General features: G+C 71.5%; 16 protein-coding genes and 2 pseudogenes. 4 read left to right on the plus strand and 14 right to left on the minus strand.

All coding sequences use genetic code 11. The annotated features are described in order from the left end of the window. Positions 1–31 precede the first annotated feature (31 nt). Together ACFYL6_RS12515 and ACFYL6_RS12520 are read left to right on the plus strand one after the other, a co-directional pair. Positions 32–2914 (plus strand): discoidin domain-containing protein, encoded by a 2883-nt coding sequence (locus ACFYL6_RS12515; protein ID WP_387170618.1) that lies wholly within the window; start codon positions 32–34, stop codon positions 2912–2914. 189 nt (positions 2915–3103) lie between these two features. Beyond that, complete coding sequence (locus ACFYL6_RS12520) at positions 3104–6799, plus strand: discoidin domain-containing protein (protein ID WP_387170620.1); 3696 nt, start codon at positions 3104–3106, stop codon at positions 6797–6799. A gap of 1 nt (position 6800) precedes the next feature. Here ACFYL6_RS12520 and ACFYL6_RS12525 read toward each other — a convergent pair whose 3' ends face one another. Beyond that, on the minus strand, positions 6801–7601 hold the full coding sequence (locus ACFYL6_RS12525; RefSeq protein WP_387170622.1) for a crotonase/enoyl-CoA hydratase family protein: 801 nt from the start codon (positions 7599–7601) through the stop codon (positions 6801–6803). 185 nt (positions 7602–7786) lie between these two features. On the opposite strand from ACFYL6_RS12525, the gene ACFYL6_RS12530 reads away from it, so the two are divergent. Further along, positions 7787–8641, plus strand: a complete 855-nt coding sequence (locus ACFYL6_RS12530; protein ID WP_387170624.1) for a DUF2231 domain-containing protein — start codon at positions 7787–7789, stop codon at positions 8639–8641. 965 nt (positions 8642–9606) lie between these two features. On the opposite strand, the pseudogene ACFYL6_RS12535 reads toward ACFYL6_RS12530, so the two are convergent. The 12 genes and pseudogenes from ACFYL6_RS12535 to ACFYL6_RS12590 form a co-directional block, all read right to left on the minus strand. Next, positions 9607–10674: pseudogene (locus ACFYL6_RS12535) on the minus strand (LysM peptidoglycan-binding domain-containing protein); the annotation flags it as partial. 14 nt (positions 10675–10688) lie between these two features. Then, positions 10689–11138 (minus strand): pilus assembly protein TadG-related protein, encoded by a 450-nt coding sequence (locus ACFYL6_RS12540; RefSeq protein WP_387170626.1) that lies wholly within the window; start codon positions 11136–11138, stop codon positions 10689–10691. Beyond that, complete coding sequence (locus ACFYL6_RS12545; protein ID WP_387170628.1) at positions 11135–11602, minus strand: TadE/TadG family type IV pilus assembly protein; 468 nt, start codon at positions 11600–11602, stop codon at positions 11135–11137. Before ACFYL6_RS12545 ends, ACFYL6_RS12540 begins: the two co-directional genes overlap by 4 nt. Further along, the gene (locus tag ACFYL6_RS12550; RefSeq protein WP_387170630.1) at positions 11599–12042 is read right to left on the minus strand and encodes a TadE family protein; all 444 of its coding nucleotides are present in this window, start codon (positions 12040–12042) and stop codon (positions 11599–11601) included. Before ACFYL6_RS12550 ends, ACFYL6_RS12545 begins: the two co-directional genes overlap by 4 nt. A 5-nt stretch (positions 12043–12047) precedes the next feature. Then, positions 12048–12251 (minus strand): hypothetical protein, encoded by a 204-nt coding sequence (locus tag ACFYL6_RS12555; protein ID WP_387170632.1) that lies wholly within the window; start codon positions 12249–12251, stop codon positions 12048–12050. A gap of 23 nt (positions 12252–12274) precedes the next feature. Then, positions 12275–13144, minus strand: coding sequence for a type II secretion system F family protein (locus ACFYL6_RS12560; RefSeq protein WP_387171159.1), 870 nt, complete (start codon positions 13142–13144; stop codon positions 12275–12277). A 58-nt stretch (positions 13145–13202) separates the two neighbouring features. Continuing rightward, a pseudogene (locus ACFYL6_RS12565) lies at positions 13203–14149 on the minus strand (type II secretion system F family protein). Further along, the gene (locus ACFYL6_RS12570; protein WP_387170634.1) at positions 14110–15651 is read right to left on the minus strand and encodes a CpaF family protein; all 1542 of its coding nucleotides are present in this window, start codon (positions 15649–15651) and stop codon (positions 14110–14112) included. The pseudogene ACFYL6_RS12565 and the gene ACFYL6_RS12570 overlap by 40 nt, the downstream one beginning before the upstream one ends. Then, a complete protein-coding gene (locus ACFYL6_RS12575; protein ID WP_387170636.1) occupies positions 15641–16441 on the minus strand; it encodes a ParA family protein in 801 nt (266 codons plus the stop codon). The genes ACFYL6_RS12570 and ACFYL6_RS12575 overlap by 11 nt, the downstream gene beginning before the upstream one ends. 2 nt (positions 16442–16443) lie before the next feature. Next, positions 16444–17106 (minus strand): SAF domain-containing protein, encoded by a 663-nt coding sequence (locus tag ACFYL6_RS12580; RefSeq protein ID WP_387170638.1) that lies wholly within the window; start codon positions 17104–17106, stop codon positions 16444–16446. Next, entirely contained in the window at positions 17103–18035 is a 933-nt protein-coding gene (locus ACFYL6_RS12585) for a hypothetical protein (RefSeq protein ID WP_387170640.1), read from the minus strand. The genes ACFYL6_RS12580 and ACFYL6_RS12585 overlap by 4 nt, the downstream gene beginning before the upstream one ends. Beyond that, positions 18029–18538, minus strand: a complete 510-nt coding sequence (locus ACFYL6_RS12590; RefSeq protein ID WP_387171161.1) for a hypothetical protein — start codon at positions 18536–18538, stop codon at positions 18029–18031. The genes ACFYL6_RS12585 and ACFYL6_RS12590 overlap by 7 nt, the downstream gene beginning before the upstream one ends. Positions 18539–19326: 788 nt before the next feature. Between ACFYL6_RS12590 and ACFYL6_RS12595 the strand changes: the two genes are divergently transcribed. Next, on the plus strand, positions 19327–20058 hold the full coding sequence (locus tag ACFYL6_RS12595; RefSeq protein ID WP_387170642.1) for a prepilin peptidase: 732 nt from the start codon (positions 19327–19329) through the stop codon (positions 20056–20058). Positions 20059–20098: 40 nt separating this feature from the next. Here the strand turns inward: ACFYL6_RS12595 and ACFYL6_RS12600 are convergent, their stop codons facing one another. Then, positions 20099–20728 (minus strand): phosphatase PAP2 family protein, encoded by a 630-nt coding sequence (locus ACFYL6_RS12600; RefSeq protein ID WP_387170644.1) that lies wholly within the window; start codon positions 20726–20728, stop codon positions 20099–20101. Positions 20729–20813 lie beyond the last annotated feature (85 nt).

Genomic DNA, 20813 nt, shown 5'->3' on the forward strand with positions numbered 1-20813 from the left:
GGCCTGCCTGACGAAAGGGAGAGCGCAGCTCATGGCCAACCACACCACCGGCACCCCGCACCACCTTCGACACCCGGCCCGGACAGGGTTGGCCGCCATCGCCGCCACCCTGCTCGCCGCCACAACGGTGACCGCCCTCGCGGTCACCGGCACCGCGACCCCGGCCTCGGCGGCGGGGTTGTCCCCCTTCGACATCCCCAACCGGGGCGCCACCGTTCCGTTCGTCGAGCAGGAGGCGGAGGAGACCGCCCACAACGGCACGAAGATCGGCCCGGACCGGCGTTACGGCACGCTGCCGTCCGAGGCGTCCGGCCGGGAGGCGGTCACCCTGGACGCCGTCGGCGAGTACGTCGAGTTCACCCTCACCGCCCCGGCCAACGCGGTCACCTTCCGCTACAGCCTGCCGGACAGCCCGGCCGGCACCGGCCGCGACGCCGCCATCGACCTGCGGGCCAACGGGGCGCTGCTGAAGTCGGTCCCGGTGACGTCGAGGTACGGCTGGTACTACGGCGGATACCCGTTCAACAACAACCCGGGCGACACCAACCCGCACCACTTCTACGACGAGACCCGGGCGCTGTTCGGCAGCACCCAGCCGGCCGGCACGAAGATCCGGCTCCAGGTCTCCTCTACCGCGCAGTCGCCCACGTTCACCATCGACCTGGCCGACTTCGAGCTGGTCGCCCCGGCGATCACGAAGCCCTCCGGTGTGCTCGACGTGGTCACCGACTTCGGCGCCGACCCGAGCGGCGCGACCGACTCCACGGCCAAGTTCCAGGCCGCGGTCGACGCCGGCAAGGCTCAGGGCCGGGCGGTCTGGATCCCGACCGGCACCTTCACCCTCTGGGACCACGTGGTGGTCGACGGGGTGACCCTGCGCGGGGCGGGCCCCTGGTATTCGGTGCTCGGCGGGCGGCACCCCACCGAACGGAACAGGTCCGTCGGCATCTACGGCAAGTACGTCCCCGGTGGCGGCTACACCGGCCCGGTCCGCGCGCACGAGGCGAACGGGCCCAGCCGTAACGTCACGCTTCGGGACTTCGCCATCATCGGCGACATCCGCGAGCGGGTCGACGACGACCAGGTCAACGCCCTGGGCGGGGCGATGACCAACTCGGTGGTCGACAACCTGTGGTTGGAGAACACCAAGGTCGGGGCGTGGATGGACGGCCCGATGGACAACTTCACCATCCGCAACAGCCGCATCCTCGACCAGACCGCGGACGGGGTGAACTTCCATACCGGCGTGACCAACTCGACGGTGACCAACACGTTCGTCCGCAACACCGGCGACGACGCGTTGGCGATGTGGGCGCAGAGCGTGCCGAACGTCAACAACTCCTTCACCCACAACACCATCGGGGTGACCCTGCTGGCCAACCATCTGGTCAGCTACGGCGGTCGAGACATCAAGATCACCGACAACGTGACGGCCGACTCGCTGACCAACGGCGGCGGCATCCACGTCGCGAACCGCTACCCCGGCGTGCAGGGCGCCACCGGGGTCCAGGGCACCTGGACGATCGCCCGGAACACGTTGATCCGTAACGGCAACTCGGACTACAACTGGAACTTCGGGGTCGGCGCGATCTGGTTCTCCGCGCTCAACGAGGCGTTCCAGAACCCCACCATCAACATCACCGACACCGACATCCTGGACAGCTCCTACGCGGCGCTGCACTGGATCGAGGGCCAGACCAACGGGATCAACCTCAACAACGTACGGATCGACGGCGCCGGCACGTACGCGCTCCAGGTGCAGGCGAACAGCCAGGTGTCCTTCACCAACGTGCGGGCCACCAACATCGCGCAGAGCAACCCGATGCACAACTGCGTCGGCGCCGGGTTCCAGATCACCCAGGGCTCCGGCAACTCCGGCTGGTACACCCCGACGCCGTACTGCGGCCCGTGGCCGACCCCCCAGTGGGGTGGCGGACCGACCTCGCCGCCGCCGACCACCCCGCCGCCCACCACCCCACCGCCCACCACCCCACCGCCGACCACTCCGCCCCCGACCAGCGGGAACCTGGCGCTGGGCCGGTCGACGACCGCGACCAGCACCAACCAGAGCTACACGGCCGCCAACGTGGTGGACGGCAACGCGTCGACGTACTGGGAGAGCGCCAACAGCGCCTTCCCCCAGTCGGTCACCATCGACCTGGGCGCGTCCCGGTCGGTCGACCGGGTGGCGCTCAAGCTGCCCAGCGGTTGGGAGCAACGCACCCAGACCCTGTCGGTGCTCGGCTCCACCGACGGCTCGTCGTACACCACGCTGGCGTCGTCCGCAGGTCGGGTCTTCGCCCCCGGCACGGGCAACGCGGTGTCGATCGGGCTGCCCTCCGGCGACCGCCGCTACATCCGGGTCACCGTCACCGGCAACACCGGCTGGCCGGCCGCGCAACTCTCCGAGGTCGAGGTGTACGGCGGCACCCAGACCACGCCACCGCCGACCACGCCACCGCCGACCACCCCGCCCCCGACCACCCCGCCGCCCACCGGCAACCTGGCGGCCGGACGGTCGGTCACCGAGACCAGCCACTCCGACGTGTACGCCGCCGCCAACACCGTGGACGGCAACGCGAACACCTACTGGGAGAGCGCCAACAACGCGTTCCCGCAGTCGTTGACTGTGGACCTGGGGGCCGACCGGTCGGTGTCCCGGGTCGTGCTGAAGCTCCCACCGTCATCGGCCTGGCAGACGCGTACGCAGACGTTGGCGGTGCTCGGCTCCACCAACGGCTCGACGTTCACCACGTTGAAGGGGGCCGCCGGCTACAGCTTCAACCCGGCCAGCGGCAACACGGTCACCGTGACGTTCACGGCGACCACCCAGCGGTACCTGCGGCTGACCGTCACCGGCAACAGCGGCTGGCCAGCCGGCCAGCTCAGCGAGTTCGAGGTCTACTCCAGCTAGGTCGGGTGCCCCCGCCCGGACCGGGCGGGGGCACCCGGTCCGGGCGCTCCGGCGCAACGCCGCGCCGGCCGTCCGACCCCGTCCCCAACCCGCACCGTCCCCCACCTGTCGCGGAACGACGGGCGTACCCCTGCACCCGTCACCGGGCAACGCACCCACACCCACCCCCGAAAGAGGTGTAGCGACCCCATGTCCAGGACCGGCACCAGACGAGGCACGCCGCCAACCGGCGTGCCCACCACCGTCCCCCGCACCGCCCGCACGGGCCGCCGTCGGATGCTCGCCGGCGCGCTCGCCGGGATGCTCCTCGCCACCGCCCCGGTCGTCACCCCCATGGCGAGCGCGGCACCGGCGGCCGACCCGTCCGCGGCCGCCGCCCGCGTGGCCATGCTCGCCGGGCTCTCCGCCACCATGACCGCCAGCAGCTTCAACCAGAACTACGTGGCGAGCAACGCCAACGACGGCAACGCGTCGACCTACTGGGAGAGCAACAACAACGCGTTCCCGCAGTGGATCCAGGCGGACCTGGGCGCCACGGTCAGCGTGGACCGGGTGGTGCTCAAGCTGCCGCCCGCGTCGGACTGGCAGACCCGTACGCAGACGCTGTCGGTGCTGGGCTCGACCAACGGCTCGACCTTCACCACCCTGAAGGCGTCCGCCGGCTACACCTTCAACCCGAGCAGCGGCAACACCGCGACGGTCAGCTTCACCGCCGCCAGCACCCGCTACGTACGCGTGCAGGTCACCGGCAACACCGGTTGGCCGGCCGCCCAGCTGTCCGAGGTCGAGGTGTACGGCGCCACCGGCAGCACCGACACCCAGGCGCCAAGCGTCCCGGGCAACCTGGCCTACACCCAGCCGGCCAGCGGACAGATCCGGCTCGCCTGGTCGGCGTCGACCGACAACGTCGGGGTGACCGGCTACGACGTCTACGCCAACGGCGCGCTGCGCGGCAGCGTCAACGGCTCGACCCTCACGTACACCGACAGCCAGGCGGACAGCGCCACGGTGTCCTACTACGTGCGGGCCAAGGACGCGGCCGGCAACCAGTCGGCGAACAGCAACACCGTGACCCGGACCGGCACCGGTAACCCGCCCACCGGTTCCAACCTGGCGATCGGCAAGCCGATCACCGCCTCCGGGTACGTGCACACGTTCGTGGCCACCAACGCCAACGACAACAACGTGGCCACCTACTGGGAGGGCAACGGCAACCCGAGCACGCTGACCGTGCAGCTCGGCGCGAACGCCAGCCTCAGCCAGGTCGTCGTGAAGCTCAACCCGGACTCGGCGTGGGGCGCGCGTACCCAGAACATCACAGTGCTCGGCCGGGACCAGGGCTCGTCGAGCTTCACCACCCTGGTCGGCGCGGCGAACTACACCTTCAACCCGGGCAGCGGCAACACGGTGACCATCCCGGTCTCCGGGGCGGCGGCCGACGTACGGCTCTCGATCGCCTCGAACACCGGCGCTCCGGCCGGTCAGGTGGCCGAGTTCCAGGTCTTCGGCACCCCGGCGCCGAACCCGGACCTGACCGTGACCGGCATGTCGTTCAGCCCGTCCGCACCGGTGGAGACCAGCACCATCACGCTCTCCGCGACCGTGCGGAACGCGGGTTCGGCGGCCTCCGGTGCGACCAACGTCAACTTCTACCTGGGCTCCACCCGGGTCGGCACCGCGTCGGTCGGCGGCCTCGCGGCCGGTGCCTCGACCACGGTCAGCGCCAGCATCGGCACCCGGGACGCGGGCAGCTACCCGCTCAGCGCCAAGGTCGACGAGTCGAACACCGTCGTCGAGCAGGACGACACCAACAACAGCTACTCCAACCCCAGCCCGCTGGTGGTCAGCGCGGTCGCCACGTCGGACCTGGTCGCCTCGTCGGTCGCCTGGTCGCCGGGCAACCCGTCGGCCGGCAACACGGTCACCTTCTCGGTGTCGGTGCGCAACGCCGGCAGTGTGGCCTCGGCGTCCGGCGCGCACGGCATCACGCTCACCGTGCTCAACGAGTCCGGCACCGTGGTCCGTACCCTGACCGGCTCGTACTCCGGCGTGATCAACGCCGGCGCCACGGTCGGCCCGATCAACCTGGGCACCTGGACCGCCGCGAACGGTAAGTACACCGTCCGGGTGGTGCTCGCCGCCGACGGCAACGAGTTGCCGGTCAAGCAGGCCAACAACACCAGTGACCGTCCGCTCTTCGTCGGTCGCGGCGCCAACATGCCGTACGACATGTACGAGGCCGAGGACGGCGCGGTCGGTGGCGGCGCCACCGTCGTCGGGCCGAACCGGGAGGTCGGCGACCTGGCCGGCGAGGCGTCCGGTCGGCGGGCGGTGACCCTCAACTCGACCGGCAGCTACGTCGAGTTCACCACCCGGGCCAGCACCAACACGCTTGTCACCCGCTTCTCCATCCCGGACGCTCCGGGCGGCGGCGGGATCAACTCGACGCTGAACGTCTACGTCAACGGCACGTTCCACAAGGCCATCGACCTGACGTCCCGGTACGCCTGGCTGTACGGCAACGAGACCAGCCCGGGCAACTCGCCGAGCGCGGGCGGACCGCGGCACATCTACGACGAAGCCAACGTCATGCTCAACTCCACCGTCCCGGCCGGCAGCAAGATCCGTCTTCAGAAGGACCCGGCCAACACCACCACGTACGCCATCGACTTCATCAACACGGAGCAGGTGGCGCCGATCGCCAACCCGGACCCGGCCCGCTACACCACGCCGACCGGCTTCACCCACCAGGACGTGCAGAACGCCCTGGACCGGGTGCGGATGGACACCACCGGCAACCTGATCGGGGTCTACCTGCCGGCCGGCAACTACTCCACCTCGTCGAAGTTCCAGGTGTACGGCAAGGCGGTCCAGGTGACCGGCGCCGGCCCCTGGTACACCCGGTTCAACGCCCCGTCGGGCCAGGACAACACCGACATCGGCTTCCGGGCCGAGAACTCGGCGGCGAACTCGTCCTTCAAGAACTTCGCCTACTTCGGCAACTACACCTCGCGCATCGACGGCCCGGGCAAGGTGTTCGACTTCTCCAACGTGTCGAACATCGTGATCGACAACATCTGGAACGAGCACATGGTGTGCCTCTACTGGGGCGCGAACACCGACTACATGACCATCAAGAACTCCCGGATCCGGAACATGTTCGCCGACGGCATCAACATGACCAACGGGAGCACCAACAACCTGGTCAGCAACAACGACGCCCGGGCCACCGGCGACGACAGCTTCGCGCTGTTCTCGGCGATCGACGCGGGCGGCGCCGACATGAGGGACAACGTCTACGAGAACCTGACCTCGACCCTCACCTGGCGGGCCGCCGGTGTCGCCGTCTACGGCGGCTACGGCAACACGTTCCGCAACATCTACATCGCGGACACGCTTGTCTACTCCGGCATCACCATCAGTTCGCTCGACTTCGGCTACCCGATGAACGGCTTCGGTGCCAGCCCGCCCACCCGGTTCGAGAACATCTCGATCGTGCGGGCCGGTGGGCACTTCTGGGGCTCGCAGACCTTCCCGGCGATCTGGGTCTTCTCCGCCTCGAAGGTGTTCCAGGGCATCCGGGTCAGCGACGTCGACATCGTCGACCCCACCTACAGCGGCATCATGTTCCAGACCAACTACGTCGGCGGGCAGCCGCAGAACCCGATCACCGACACGGTCTTCACGAACGTCTCGATCAGCGGTGCCCGCAAGAGTGGTGACGCCTACGACGCGAAGTCCGGCTTCGCCATCTGGGCCAACCCCATGCCGGAGGCCGGGCAGGGGCCGGCCGTCGGGTCGGTGACCTTCAACAACCTCCGGTTGAGCAACAACGCGGTGGACATCCAGAACCCCACGACAACCTTCACCATCAACCGCAACTGAGCTAGCTCGCACCGGGCGCCGCCGGGAGGGTCCCCCCTCCCGGCGGCGTCGTGCCGTGTCGGCCCTCGCCCGCCGCGAACCGGGCCGCGCCGGCTGCCGCGTCCGTGGCCAGCGAGTTCATCCCGTACGCCAACTCTGTCGCCAGCGCCTCCGGCTCTCCTCGCCCCACGCCGGCCAGCAGCGCCGCCCGGTCGTTGCGCAGGCAGGTCTGCGGGTGCCGGGCGATCGCGGCCGCCAACTCCTCGGCCGCGGCCCGCGCCTGGCCGGGTGGCACCAACCGATTGACCAACCCCATCGTGTACGCCTCGTCGGCCGGCACCGGGCGGCCGGTGAGGATCAGGTCCATGGCCCGGCTCTCGCCGATCAACCGGGGCAGCCGAACGGTGCCGCCGTCGATCAACGGCACCCCCCAGCGGCGGCAGAACACCCCGAGGGTCGCATCGGACTCGGCGACCCGCAGGTCACACCAGAGCGCCAGTTCGAGCCCACCTGCCACCGCGTACCCGGAGATCGCCGCGATCACTGGTTTGCTGAGCGTCATCCGGGTCGGACCCATCGGGCCGTCCCCCTCCGGCTCGACCCGGTTGCCGCTCGGCGTGCCGATCGCCTTGAGGTCGGCGCCGGCGCAGAACGTGCCACCGGCACCCCAGAGCACGGCCACCGCCGCGTCCGGATCGGCCTCGAAGGCCTGAAAGGCGTCGGCCAGCGCCCGCGCCGTCGGCCCGTCGACGGCGTTTCGCGCGGCCGCCCGGTCCAGCACCACCGTGGTAACCGCCCCGACCCGCTCCACCCGCACACCCATCCCGCCAGCATGCCCGGCCCGCCCCACCCCCACAATCCCCGTCGATCTTGCACTTCCGGTTGCCGGTTCGCGGCGTGTGTCCCGAATTATCGGAGCAGAAACCGCAAGATCGGCGGCGTGGGCGCTGCGGCAGGTTTGTCGCCACCGACCGGTTTGCGACGACGATCGCCGGGAAGTCGGTACTCGTGCGAGCACTTTTGACGAAAGTTGAGCAGGACTCCCGGCTGGACCGCGCGGGTGACCGGTTGCAGAAGGTCGTGCTGGGGACGCTGCGTCCGCGCCGGCTGCGCGACCTGCTGCACGGGGTGACCCTCGGGCATCCGCTGCACCCGGCGATGGTGCAGGTGCCGGTCGGCGCGTGGATCAGCGCCGCCGTGCTGGACCTCATGCCCGGGCAGCGCCGCCCCGCCACCGTACTGGTCGGTCTGGGCACCGTCAGCGCGCTGCCCGCGGCGGTCGCCGGTCTGAACGACTGGGCGGCACTCGCCCGCGAGCAGCGCCGGGTCGGCCTGGTGCACGCCGCCGCCAACACCGTCGGCCTGACGCTCTACGCCGGCTCGTTGGCCGCCCGACTGTCCGGCCGCCACGGGATGGGCCGCGCCCTCGGTTTCCTCGGGCTCTCCACGGTGAGCCTCGGGGCGTACATCGGGGGCCACCTCGCGTACAAGCAGGGGGCACAGGTCAACCAGAGCATCTCCGAGCTGCGGCGGATGTCCGACGGCTGGCACTCGCTGGCCGACATGGCGACGTTGCCGCAACGCACCCTGATCACCCGCGAGGTGGACGACGACATCTCGGTGATCCTCTACCGGCACGGTGACGAGGTGACCGTGATGTTGGAGCGCTGCCCCCACCAGAGCGGGCCACTCGGCCAGGGCGAAGTGCAGGAGATCGACGGCCACGCCTGCGTGGTATGCCCGTGGCACGGCAGCGCGTTCCGGCTCAACGGCGGCGAGGTCGTGCAGGGACCGTCCGGCAACGACCAGCAGATCCTGCCCACCCGGATCCAGAACGGCGTGCTCCAGACCCGCCTGCCCTGACCCCGCCTGCCCTGACCCCGCCTGCCGTGACCAGCCCCGGGTGCTTCCAGCGTCGCGGTGCGCCCTCCATCGTCGCGGTGTACGACCGGGCGCCGATGCCTTCGGTGCCGCGGAGGCACTGACGCTATCGACGCTTATACCTCTGAGTCATTTCTATGACTCAGAGGTATATCGCTCTCCGACACAATGCCCCCCGGCTCCGGCTCCGGCGGCTGGGACCAGACCGCCGTGGCCGCGATCGGTGCGACCTGGAGGAACCGATCAAGCACGCGGTGGCCAGCCGAGTCGCCGGTCCGGCACACGGCACCCTCTGCCCGAGTGTGCGGAGCCTTCGCAGGGCGGACGGGACAGCAGGTCGTGCGGGCCGCTCAGGTGCGTCGGTGTCGGCCCACCGGCGGACCATCCGGTACGGAGTCCAGACCGTGCCCGCCGTCGAACAATCCGCCCTCGCCACCATCGCCGGCCCAGCCGTCGTGACCACTCCAGCCCCCAGCGGTCGCCATTCCGCCGCCGGGAGGTGCCGTGCCACCAGAGAGAGCCATCCCGCTGCCCGGGAACGCCGTGCTACCGGGGAAAGCCATCCCACTGCCCGCAGGTGCCACCCCATTTCCCGCAGGTGCCGTGCCGTAGCCAGTAGATGCCGACCCGCTGCCCGCAGGTGCCGCCTCGTAGCCGGCAGGTGCCACCCCGCTGCCCGCAGGTGCCACCCCGCTGCTGCGAGGTGTGAAGTTGTTACCGCTGGGCGCGGTGCCGCCGTTCGGTGGCGCGGGGGCTTCGATCGCCGCCGCCGCCCGGTTGGCAGCCCACGCGGCGCCGCTCCCGGCCGCCCCACCACTGGCCCGCCGGGTGGCGCCGCTCCGGCCCGTGCCGCTGCTGCTTCGGCCCGTGCCGCCGCCGCTCTGGCCCGTGCCACTGCTGCTTCGGCCCGTGCCACTGCTTCGGCTCGCGCCACCTCGGGGCGTGCGGGAGGAGGCGGCCAGGCGCGGAGCGCCCCCGGCGGTGGCCGGACGTCGGCGCAGCCCCAGGACTGCGCCGATCTGGGCACCGACGATGCTCGCCACGGCCAGGACGGCGGAGACCGCCAGCGGGCGGTTCACTCGATCGGCGGCACCGGCCCGGGCCGCGCCGACCGTCATCGCGGGCGGCTGGCCCGCTGACTCCGTACCGCTGGGGGGTGCCGGGGCCACCCGCGGCGGTGCGGCCCGCTCGGGCGCCGGCCGGGGCGCGGGCGGCTTCGGCGCCGCCGGCCGGTCGACGAGCCGGCCGGTGGCGTGCTGCCGGGCCCCCTGGTCGGCGGCCTCCGTGGGTAGTCGGAGCAGTTGGCCGGGGCGGATCCGGTCCGGGTCGTCGAGCTTGTTCAGCTTGGCGAGCTGTCGGTAGTCGCCGAACTCGTCCAGGTACCGCTCGGCCACCTCGCCGAGGTAGTCGCCCCGCGCCACCCGGTACACCGGCGCGGCCTCGTCGTTCGCCGCCGAGGCACCGTGTGCGGCGAGCCCGGTCCCGGCCATGCCGAGCAGCCCGCCCCGGGCCACCGGCGCGGCCGTGTCCGGTGTCGTCGCGGTGTGGGCCGGCGCGGCCAGGGTGGTGACGGCCGGCGCGCTGGGACTCGCGTACGCCGGGGCGCCGTAGACGGCGGCGGCGCTGGCGGCGGCCGGGCTGGCGACCAGGATCAGCGCCACCGAGCCGACCAGCGCGGCGGCTGCCTTCTGCTGGCGACCCATCCCGGGCAACTTCGGCGCCGGCCGGCGCAGGGTCTGCGCACCCAACTCGACGAGGACCGAGAAGGCGAACGTGGCCCAACCGAACCAACCGGCCACGGCCAGCGCCCGCAGGAAGAGCTGACCGTCGTCCCGGCTGGTCAGCGCGGTGCCCACCTCGCTGATCGCGGGAAGGTGATCGGGCAGGGGGTTACCGGCGAAGGCGAGCAGCGCGATCGGCGCGCCGACCAGCAGCACCAGGAGCACGGCCAGCGCGCCGATGCCGGTGAGGATCCGTCCGGTCCGCCGTACGACGGACCCACCCGATACGGGCATGGCTGCCTTCCTTCCTACGGTGTTGCGGTGATGGCACGCGCGGTCGCCTCGCCGGTGACGGTGACCGTCTTCTGCTGGACGAACGGTCCGAGCATCGAGCGCTGGTAGGTGATGGAGACGGTCACCCGGATCAGGGTTTCGCCGTCAACGTCGGGGAAGTTCACGGTGTGGCCGGCGGTGTTCACGGCAGCCAGGTAGTTGGCGACCGCCACCCGGGCCTCCGGCTCGTTGATCCGTTTCGGCCCGCCCTCGATGGCGGTGGCCCGGTCGATGGCCTGACCGCCGGCCCGGGCCGCCTCGGCCGCCAGGTTCTGGGCGCGTTGCAGGGTGCGGAGCTGCCCGGCGCCGTCGAAGGAGAGGCCGATGATGGCCAGTACGCCGACCATCGTCACCGCGAGGAAGATGCTCACCCGACCGTGCTCACCTGCCGGCGAGGACCTGACGGCCTTCGGAGTGGCCGTCATTGCCGGCTCCGGTAACGGTCGAGTGGCGAGGTGAACTGCGCGGTGACCAGCCGTTCGCTCATCATCCCGGGCAGGATGTCGAGGGTGATGTCCTGGAAGGACACCACGCAGCTGATCGTCACCGTCACGGTGGCGTCCGTACCGACCGCGCTGCTGAAGGCGTCGTCGAAGCTGGAGTCACTGCCGGCCTTCGAGCCGGTGAACGTCGGGTCCAGGTCGTTGGAGCAGGCCAGGCCGTGCCAGTCCAGTTGCTTCTGGGCGGCCTCCCGCGCGTTCTCCCGCGCGGTGTCGGAGTTTCGGGAGATCGAGGCCGCTCGGGCCGCGTCGTGCGCGGCCGCGTCGAGCGCCTCCGCGGCGACCGCGCTGCGTCCGACCACACCGGCCAGCACCATCAGCGCGATGAACGCGGGCGCGAGCACCGCCACCTCGATGGAGACCGAGCCCCGCTGGGCGGTACGGGTCATGGCGGGGTCACCCTCTCCACCGTTCCGTGGGCGGTCTGCCGTACCGCGAAGTCCACACCCGGCACCACCGACAGGGACCGGCCGCTCACCGTGCAGGTCACATCGGTCGTGGTGGTCACGCAGGTCGGGCCGGACTTGTCCCAGCCCACAAGCCAACCGCCGGCCGCCGTCAGGAAGCGGGAGGCGCTGTCCACCCCGGCGCCGTTGCTCGCCTGGTACGTCCGCTGCGCGTTGACGCCGCTCTGCGCGGCGTTCAACGCGGTGGAACGGGCGAGGAAGACGGCCGCGACCTGGATCGAGGCGAAGAGCAGCACCAGGATCAGCGGCATCATCACGGCGAGTTCCACCGGGTTGGCCCCCCGCTCCCGGTCGCCGGCCGCGAGGCGGCGCCGTGCGGCGGTGACCGCTCGGCTCCACCTCGGGTACGCGGCTCGACGCATGCCGGTTACTGCGGGTTGGTGTGGTTCGGGATGCCGTTCATCCAGTTGTTGGCCTTGGCCAGGGCGAGTGCGGTGACGGCCATGGCCACGGCGACCAGGCCGGCGATGATCACTGCGGTGGGCACCGGGCTGTCGCCGCGCTCACCGTCGTGGCGCAGCTCGGCCAGGCGCGTCGTCAGCACGACGTGCAGGTAGCTGAGGATGGACATGGCGTACTCCTTCAGACGAGGGGTCAGACACGGGCGATGAACGGATAGAGGACGAACCCGAGCAGTACGAAGACGAGCAGTGCGCCCGGAATGTCGAGCTTGCTGGTCACTGCCTCGGCTCGGGCGAGGTTGTCGGTGCGGATCTGGTCGCGCAGCGAGTCGGCACGGCTGCGCAGGGTCTCGTGCACCTGCGCTCCCTCGCTGCCCGAGGAGCGCATGATCGCGCCGACGTCGCCCAACTCCGGAATACCGATCTTGTCGGCGAGGTCGCGCAGCTCGTCCCAGGGCGCGTGCATCTGCATCTGGGCGATCCGCAGCGACTCCTGGAGCCGGTCGAACACCCAACCGTCGCAGACCGCCGCCGCCCGCTCCAGCGACTGCACCGGCCCGTGCGCGGCGGAGAGCTGCAACGCCACCAGATCGAGGTACGTGCAGACGGCCTGGCGGAACTCGTCGCGGGCGGCGTCGGCCTTGGTCAGCACGGCGCGGTGCGCCAGCAGGCCGGCCAGCAGCGCCAGGCCGAGACTGCCCAGCACCGGCACGACCAGCGGGAACGAGATGCCGAGCACCCACAGCGCCGCCCCGAGCAGCGTCGGTGTGGCCAACCCGATCAGCGCGGAGAGCAGCACCGACAGGGCGTACTGCTCGGAGGTCTGGCCGATCAGGGCGAGCTGCATCTGCGGCGGCCGCAACCAGCGGGACATCCCGGTCAGCCAGTCGAGTCGGCGGGACGCGGGCGTGGCGAGACGACCGGTGCCCGGCGGCTGGTGCAGTCGGCGCAGCGCCGGCCCCAGCGCCGGTGTCGCCGGCACCAGCTCCCGGATCACCAGGAACACACCCAGGCCGATCCCGGCACCACCGCAGACCGCGATGGCCAACTGCCAGTTCACGATCACTGGAGCCGCCTTTCGTTCGCGACTGCGGGGCTCCGCTGCGCTGCACTCCTCGCGCTCACGCGATCACCTCGGCCGGGTCGGGCGCCGGCAGGAACCGGGCCGGCCGTTGCGGCTGGCTCATCGACCGCACCCAGGCCAGCAGACCGATGAAGGCGGTGCCGAGGGCGGCCATCACCAGCTGACCCACCGGCGTGCCGTACGGCCTGATGTACTCGGAGTTGACCAGCCCGTACGCCAGGGTCGCCAGCGTCATTCCGGTGAGGAAGCGGACCGCGAACCGCGGCTGGGTGCGCTTGGCCTCGATCTCCCGACGGGTGGCCACCTCCGCGGACGCCGCGCCGGCGATCGAACCAAGCACGTCACCCAGCCGCTCACCCCGGTCGGACAGGTGCAGGATCAGCGCCGCGACCACCTGGTCGCAGACCGGGTCGGCGATCTCGTCGGCGAACGCCAGCAGCGCGGAGCGGGCCATCCAGCCGGCCTGTAGGCGGGCGGCGAGCAGCCGTACCTCGTCCTCGATGCCGGGTGGCACGCTCCCGATCGTCCCGATGATCGCCTGCTGGAGGCCCTGCCCGGTGCCGGAGACGTCCTTGAGTCGGCGGGTCCACTCGCCGACCGCCTCGATCCGGGCGATCGCCCGCTGTTCGGCCTTGCCCACCCCGAACAGCCACGGGGTGCCGGGCACCGCCACCGCCACCAGCAGGCCCACCACCGGCAGCCCGGTCAACAGGAACGCCAACGCGCCGGCGACCAGCGCGGCGACCAGCAGTGCCTGGTAGGCGCGTTGCTCGGCCGGAGTGCTGCCCGGCCCGCGCCACAGTCGGCTCAGCCCCGGCCCGCTGCCCGGGCGCGGCCCGGGGGGTCTACGGGTGCCGACCAGCGCGACCACGGCCAGCAGCAACCCGGCCACACAGGCGGCCCCGGAAACCACCGCGATCAACTCCAGGCTGCCGAGCATCAGGTCACCGCCGGGCCAGTCGGGTCTGCCGAGGCCGCCGCCAGGCACCGGCACCGGCCTCGACCCACCGGGTCAGCAACCGTGCGTCGTAACCCACCCGCAGCAACTGGTCGCGGACCCGCTCCGGCAGGTGCCGGGGGACCGCACGACCGTCCGGGCCGGGACCGAAGACCGTGGTGGTGGTGATCCGCCCGGCTTCGCCGGCCCCGATCACCTCCTCCACGTGGGAGACGAACCTGTGTTTCCGCCCGCCGATCGCGGTCTCGTCCTCGATGGTCACGTAGACGATCAGGTCGAGCGCGTTGCCGGCCATCCTGCGGGCCTGGTCGACGGTCATCTCGCGGCCGTGTGCCAGGGCCAGCTCGACGATCCGTTCACCCACCCCGGCGGCGGTACGGGCGTGGATGGTGCACATCGACCCCCGGCTGGTGGTCATCGCCTGGAGCATCGGCACGATCTCCCGGGACCGCACCTCGCCCACGATGATCCGCAGCACGCCCATCCGCAGCGACAGCGGGATCAGGTCGGCGATGGTCACCTCACCGGCTGGGCGGCCGTCGAAGCCGCGCTCGCCGTGGCCCTCCCGGGCCTCGAAGCTCATCACCGCCCGGTGTCGTTCCCGGCGACGGGCCGGGAGCAGCTCCCGACTCTCCTCCAGCAGCACGTACGGCTCGTCGGGCGGGATCTCGTTCATCAGCGCCCGGATGACAGTGGTCTTTCCGGCGCCGGCCAACCCGGCGACCATGATGTTCAGACCGGCGCGCATCGCCGCGCGGAGGAAGTCACGCAGCAGCGGGTCGATCATCTCGTCCAGGTCACCTCGGGCGCCCGCGAGGTCGTCGAGGCTCACGTCCAGGGTGTTGTGCTTGCGGATCACCGCGTACGGGCGGTGGCTGACCAGGAACACCGCGGCCAGCCGGCTGCCGTCGGGCAGTTGCAGGTCGAGGGTGGGCTTCACGGTGGAGAGGGACCGCTCGGTCGCGCCCGCCCGGCGGGCCGCCGCCTGGAGGATCTCCACCAGCTCGGCGTCGCTGTCGGCGATCGGCTCGGCCCAGTCCACCCCACCGCCGTGCCGGGTGATGCGTACCTGGTCGCAGCCGAGGATGTGCACCTCCTCGATCGTGTCGTCGACCAGCAGCGTCTGTAGCCGGCCGAGCCCGACCAGCTCGGCGGTCACCTGGTCGAGCAGCAGCCGCTCGTCGCCGGCGGCCATCGGCGTGCCGGCGCGGCGTACCGAGTCCGCGTACGCGGCGACCACCGTGACGGCGAGTCGGGCCCGCTCGGTGTCCTCCTCGTCGACGGTGAACTCCCGGCCGCGCTGCCAGAGGGTGAGCCGTTCGGTGAGTTCCCGACGCAGCTCCCGGACCACCTGGAAGTCCATCCGGGGCCGGGGCGGCGACTCCGGCGGCGGGGTGGCCGCGGGCGCCGGCTGCGGTTGTGGCACGGACTGGTGGTGCCGGCCGTTCGGCACGGCCAGAGGCGGCGCGGTCGAGGTCACGGCCGGTGGTTGTTGGCGCGGATCGGTGGAGACCGGCTCAAACCGCATCCGGCACCCCCTGCTGCACGGGCCACGCCAACCGGGCCCGTCGCCGCTCCAGGAGCGCCCCGATCGGGACCTCCAGCGCGGCCGCCGCGCGCATCAGCGGCCGTCCGGCCCGCACCGTCCCGCCCAGGGCGAGCACCCCGGCGGTACGCGGATCGTGCGGCAGCCGGGCGATGACCGGCAGTTTCAGGGCGCGGCTGATCTCGGCCCGCCCGTGCCCGCCGCCGACCAGCAGCAGCCGTAGAGTGCCCGGGGGCACCCGGTGCTCGACGAAGTCCCGTTCGATCGCGGTGACCACCGCGCGGGTGCCGGAGAGGTCCGGCAGGTGTGCCCGGGTCACCAACAGCACCACCGAGGCGGCCCGCAGCACCGGCCAGGGCGGCCCGGTCACGTGCAGTCGGCCGCAGTCGACCAGGACGTCGTAGCCGGGGGTGCCGCGGTCGAGGGCGTCGAAGTAGTCGGCGAAGCGCTGCCAGAGTGGGGTGACGCTGCCGCTCTGAGCCGGGTCGACGAGACCGGGCAGCAACAGCCGTTCCCGGCGGGGTGCGTCCAGGTCGACCAGCTGCGACCAGAACGCGCTCTCCAGGTTGCCGTCGCGCAACTCCCCGACGGCCAGCTCGCCGATGCCGCGCGGGCCGTCCAGCTGACCGCCGAGGTATCCGGCGAGGATCGAGCCGCCGGCCGGGTCACACTCGGCGATCACCAGCCGTCGGTGCCAGGCCAGCGCGCAGGCCAGCGCCGAGGTCGTGACGCCGGGCGAACCCTTCGCGGACACCAGCGCGATGATCGCCATGTTCAGGCCGCCTCGGTCAGCACGACGGCGAGTCGTTCCTGTGCGGCGAGCGCCACCACTGCGGGCACATCACGGGTGAGCAGCGCCAGGTACAGGACCTTGTCGTCGTTGGCCGGGCTGACCATGTCGATGACGGTGGCCGCGAACCGGGTGCCGGCGGCGGCGGCCGCGTCCCCGTTGGCATTGTTGTCCGGGGTGCTGACCAGCAGGACCTTGTCGCCGGGGTGCAGTTCGCGGGCCGGCACCTGGGCGGTCTTCAGGCCGAGCGCGATCTGCTGCTGGCCGGGGCCGAGCAGCGGATCGTCGGTGACCTGTCCGAGGGTCAGCAGCGTGCCCGGAAGCAGCGCGACGGCGGCCCTCTTCCCGACCACCTCGTCGAGCCGTCCGGCGGGCACCGGGCGTAGTCCCTGGCCGCCGGCAACCTGCACGGTGACAAGGTCGGCTGCGCTGATCTCGCGGCCCACCTCCACCGGTCGGGCCACCGCCAGATAGCTACCCGTGGCCCGTACGGAGGTGACCGCGAACGCGGCGCCCAGCCCGCCCAGGGCGATCAGGAGTACGGCGAGACCGAGCAACCCGGGGCGTACCCGGCGCTGCCGGACCACCGTGGGCGGGGTGACGGGCGCGTCCAGCGACGGGGTCCCGTTGCGCGTCGCGAGGCTCATCTGGTGACCACCTGGAGTTCGTTGATCCTGATCTGCACGATGCCGCTTCTCCGGGTCTGCGGGATCACCCGCCTAGTGGCGTCGCTGTTGGTCCACCAGTTCACCGTCCAGTGCGTGGTGGCGGTGACCTTGTAGGTGTCTGCCTTCGAGTAGCCCTCGTCGTAGCCGCAGTCCGGGGAGGCGGCACCCGCCCGCGTGCCCGTGGCCTCGTACTCGGTGCCGGCGTCGTAGCAGGTGACCTTCTTGCCGTTGCCCATGTCCCAGACGATCCGGTCGACCTTCGCTTCGATGTAGACGGTCAAACCCCGGTCGGACTCGTCGGCGTATAGCGGGCCGAAGTAGTTCTTGCCCGCGGTTGCCCACATCCACACGGGCAGGCCGACCAGGCCCGGACCGATGTCCTTACGGGGGGCGACCTTCAGCCGCGCCGGCAGCAGCTTGATCGACGCCAGGGCGCGACGGGCCAACTCCTCGGGGTCCGGCGGCGCGCCGAAGCCGGCCGGCGGATCGGCCAGCGGCACCACCTGCTGGGTACCCAGGTCGCCGCCGTTGCAGGTTTGCAGGTACCACTGGTGACCCTCGGGGGGGTCGGTCGGCATCTCGGTCAGCTTGTAGTAGCACCCGTTGCCGTTGTTGAACCAGCCCAGGTCCTCGTCGTAGCAGGGGATGGTCCGCCCGTTCCACTGGCAGCCGCCGCCACCGCCACCGCCGCCGTCGTCCCCGCCCCCACCGTTGTCCCCGCCCCCGGGATCACCGGGATTGCCGGGCTCGTCGTCCCAGACGCTGCAGTCGGGTTGGTCGGGTGGGCAGCCCGCTCCCGGGTCGGCCCGTAGGGCGGCGGCGGCCGACGGGGTCGCACCGACTACCAGCAGGAGCGTGAGGCCGATCCCGGCGAGCGCCCGTCGGGTTGTCGCGGCCCCGCTCAGCACGGCTGGTCCCGGTGCGTCGCGCCGTAGTTGATCAGCCAGCGGCCGTCGGGATAGCGGGCCGCGGTGGCGGTGGAGAGGTGTCTGCCGCCGCCGCTGCCCGGGACCGGGCGCCTGTCCTTCGCGTAGACCAGCCGGTAGCCGGTCGTGTCCAGGCAGTCCTGGATCTCCACGGTGGCCGGCTTCGCGTCCAGACTGACGGCGGTCACGGTCGGGTCGGACTTGAACGTCCCGGTACGCATAGCGCCGTGCTCCTTAGCCTCGCGAATGGACACGCGAACCCGAGTCAAAAGTGGATCACCGAGGAACCGGGACAGTTCCGGCGAACGCGGATCACTGCGCAGGCCCGCCGTGCGCGAGACCGCGAGATACCCGGAGTACGCGTCAAGTGCCGCCTTTTCGGCAGCGCGTCGTTCGACGTCGGGATCGGTCTGGGGCCTGTTGTCGCGAACTTCCGTCGGCCGTTCGGCCGTTTCCCGTCCGCTGGCGCAGGCGGTGACCGGCATCGCCGCCACGACCGCCAGCAGGCAGATTGCCGCTCTTCTGAGCTGCCGTCCGCGCACCGTCGAGCCTCCTCGTGGTCGCCCGGGGCGGTGACGGTTCACCGCCGTCGGGCATGCGGAAGCGCGCCCGGATCAGCACATCCGGAGCCGTTCATTGCGCTTCTGCATTCACCGTTACGGATCTTTTACGAATTCGGGGTCCTGTGTCGTCCGATGGTGAAGGTGAGGCTTGCGTCACACCCAAGGGGCGAGCATAGGCTGACGCTCGCCGATGCAACAGAGGCAATTCAAGCGAACACTCTGCGTGATGACAGGTGGTGGTGGCGGGTGTCCACACTGCGCCCCGAGCAATGGTCGAGCGAACTGTCGTTATTGATGGGGCGGCACCGGATCGGATGGCCTCACCGGAGTCCCACCACCGGTCCCGGGAGTGGGACATCGTGGCCTCATCCCGGCATTCGAACGGCCTTGTCAGCCGCTCGGCGGACCGCCTCGTCCGACTCGCAAGCGGTCGAGAGCGCCTCCGCAGGCTTCGGTCGGCACGTCGCTTTCTGCGCCATCCGCTACACCGCAGCGAGTGCTCGATCACGATCCGTGTTCGTCAACACGGGGGAGCGTCCGGCCGCACTGGAGGCGATATGGCGCTGACCGGTCCCCCAGCGGCCGTCCCCGGTCGGGAAAACCCGCCCGATCGGAGCCCGGCACCCCCACCGTCCGGCGGTACGACCGAATCCGCCCGTCGGGCAACGTCCTCTCCGCCGCCCGAACGGCCAGCGGGGCTCGTTCCGGGCGTGGCGGGCAACAGGGTGTCGACCGGGCTCGCGATCCTCGCGATCAGCCCGCTGCTGCGGTTGGCCGCGCTGCGCTACGCCGTACCCCCGGGCCTGCCCAGCCGGACCGCCTGCGACGCCTGCGGCGCGCCGGTCGGCCTGACCCGCCCCTGGCCGGCGCTGGGCCCGGCCGCCCGGTGCGTCCGCTGCCGTGCCCGGGTCGGCCCACCGCCGGGCACGGTCGAGCTGGCCGTGCTCGCGGCGGCGGTGCTGCTGGCGGTCGCCGGTCCGTCGGGCGGGACGCTGGCGGCGCTGATCTGGTGGCTCGGCTGGACCATCCCGGCGATCTTCGTCGACCTGGCCGTGCACCGGTTGCCGGACCGGCTCACCCTGCCCGCGGCGGCCGGGACCTGGCTGCTGCTCGGCGTGGCCGCGCTCGACGCCGAGCCCGGGCACTGGCTGCGGGCCGTCATCGGCGGCACCGGGCTGGCGCTCTTCTTCGCCAGCACCGCGCTGCTCCTCGGCCGGCGCGGCTTCGGGTTGGGCGACGCAAAGCTGGCGCTCAGCGTCGGGGCGCTGCTCGGCTGGTACGGCTGGCCGGTGCTGCTGTTCGGGTTGCTGCTCACCTTCGGGCTCTCCGCCCTGGTGAGTCTGGGCCTGCTGGCCACCCGCCGCGCCAACTGGAGCAGCCACCTGCCGTTCGGCCCGTTCCTGCTGCTGGGCACAACGGCTGCCCTCCTGCTGGCAACCTGACCCGTCGCCGCGCCGGCGGGCGGGGAGGGTACGTCGGTGGTCAGGGGCGGGAGCGGCTGGCCAGTTTGGGGACCGGGCTGTCGGAGCGGTTGGCCCGGCGGCGGAGCACCTCGCCGGTCGGGCGGGCCAGCAACGGGGTGACCACCACGGCGACCAGGGCACCGAACAACACGCCCGCGATCACGTCATGCGGGTAGTGCACGCCCACGAAGACCCGGGAGAAGGCGCCGAGCGCGGCCAGGGGCAGCGCGACCAGGCCGAGTCGGCGGGACAGCAGCAGTGTGGTGACCGCCAGCGCGCCGGCGATCGTGGCGTGGTTGCTGGGGAACGACCAGTCGCCCGGGGGTGGGCAGGCGCCCGCGATGATCTCTCGGCCGATGCTCCGGCAGGGACGGTCCTCGTCCACCACGGTCTTGAGGAACTCACTGCCCACGTACGCCAGGATGGCCGGCACCGGCGCGATCAGGGCGAGTGCCCGGTCGTGCGGGCCGCCGGACCGGCGGCTCAGCGCGGCCATCAGCAGCAACGCGCCGAGCAGCAGGATCACCCCCTCGGTGGCGTGTCCGACGAACCACTGCACCGGCTCTGGGCTGCCGGCCGCGGCGTCGACGACGTCGCTGTACCACTCGGCGCTGATCTCCGGAACGTCCATGCTGCCGTTGTCGAGCATGCATCACCTCACTCCACGTTCATACCCTGTTCACCTTGGGCACACCCTATGAACGCGCCAGCGGGCACCGCTCCTGTCGAACGTC

Origin of the sequence: Micromonospora sp. NPDC007208, from assembly GCF_042869175.1 — a bacterium.
Taxonomy (GTDB): domain Bacteria; phylum Actinomycetota; class Actinomycetes; order Mycobacteriales; family Micromonosporaceae; genus Micromonospora; species Micromonospora foliorum.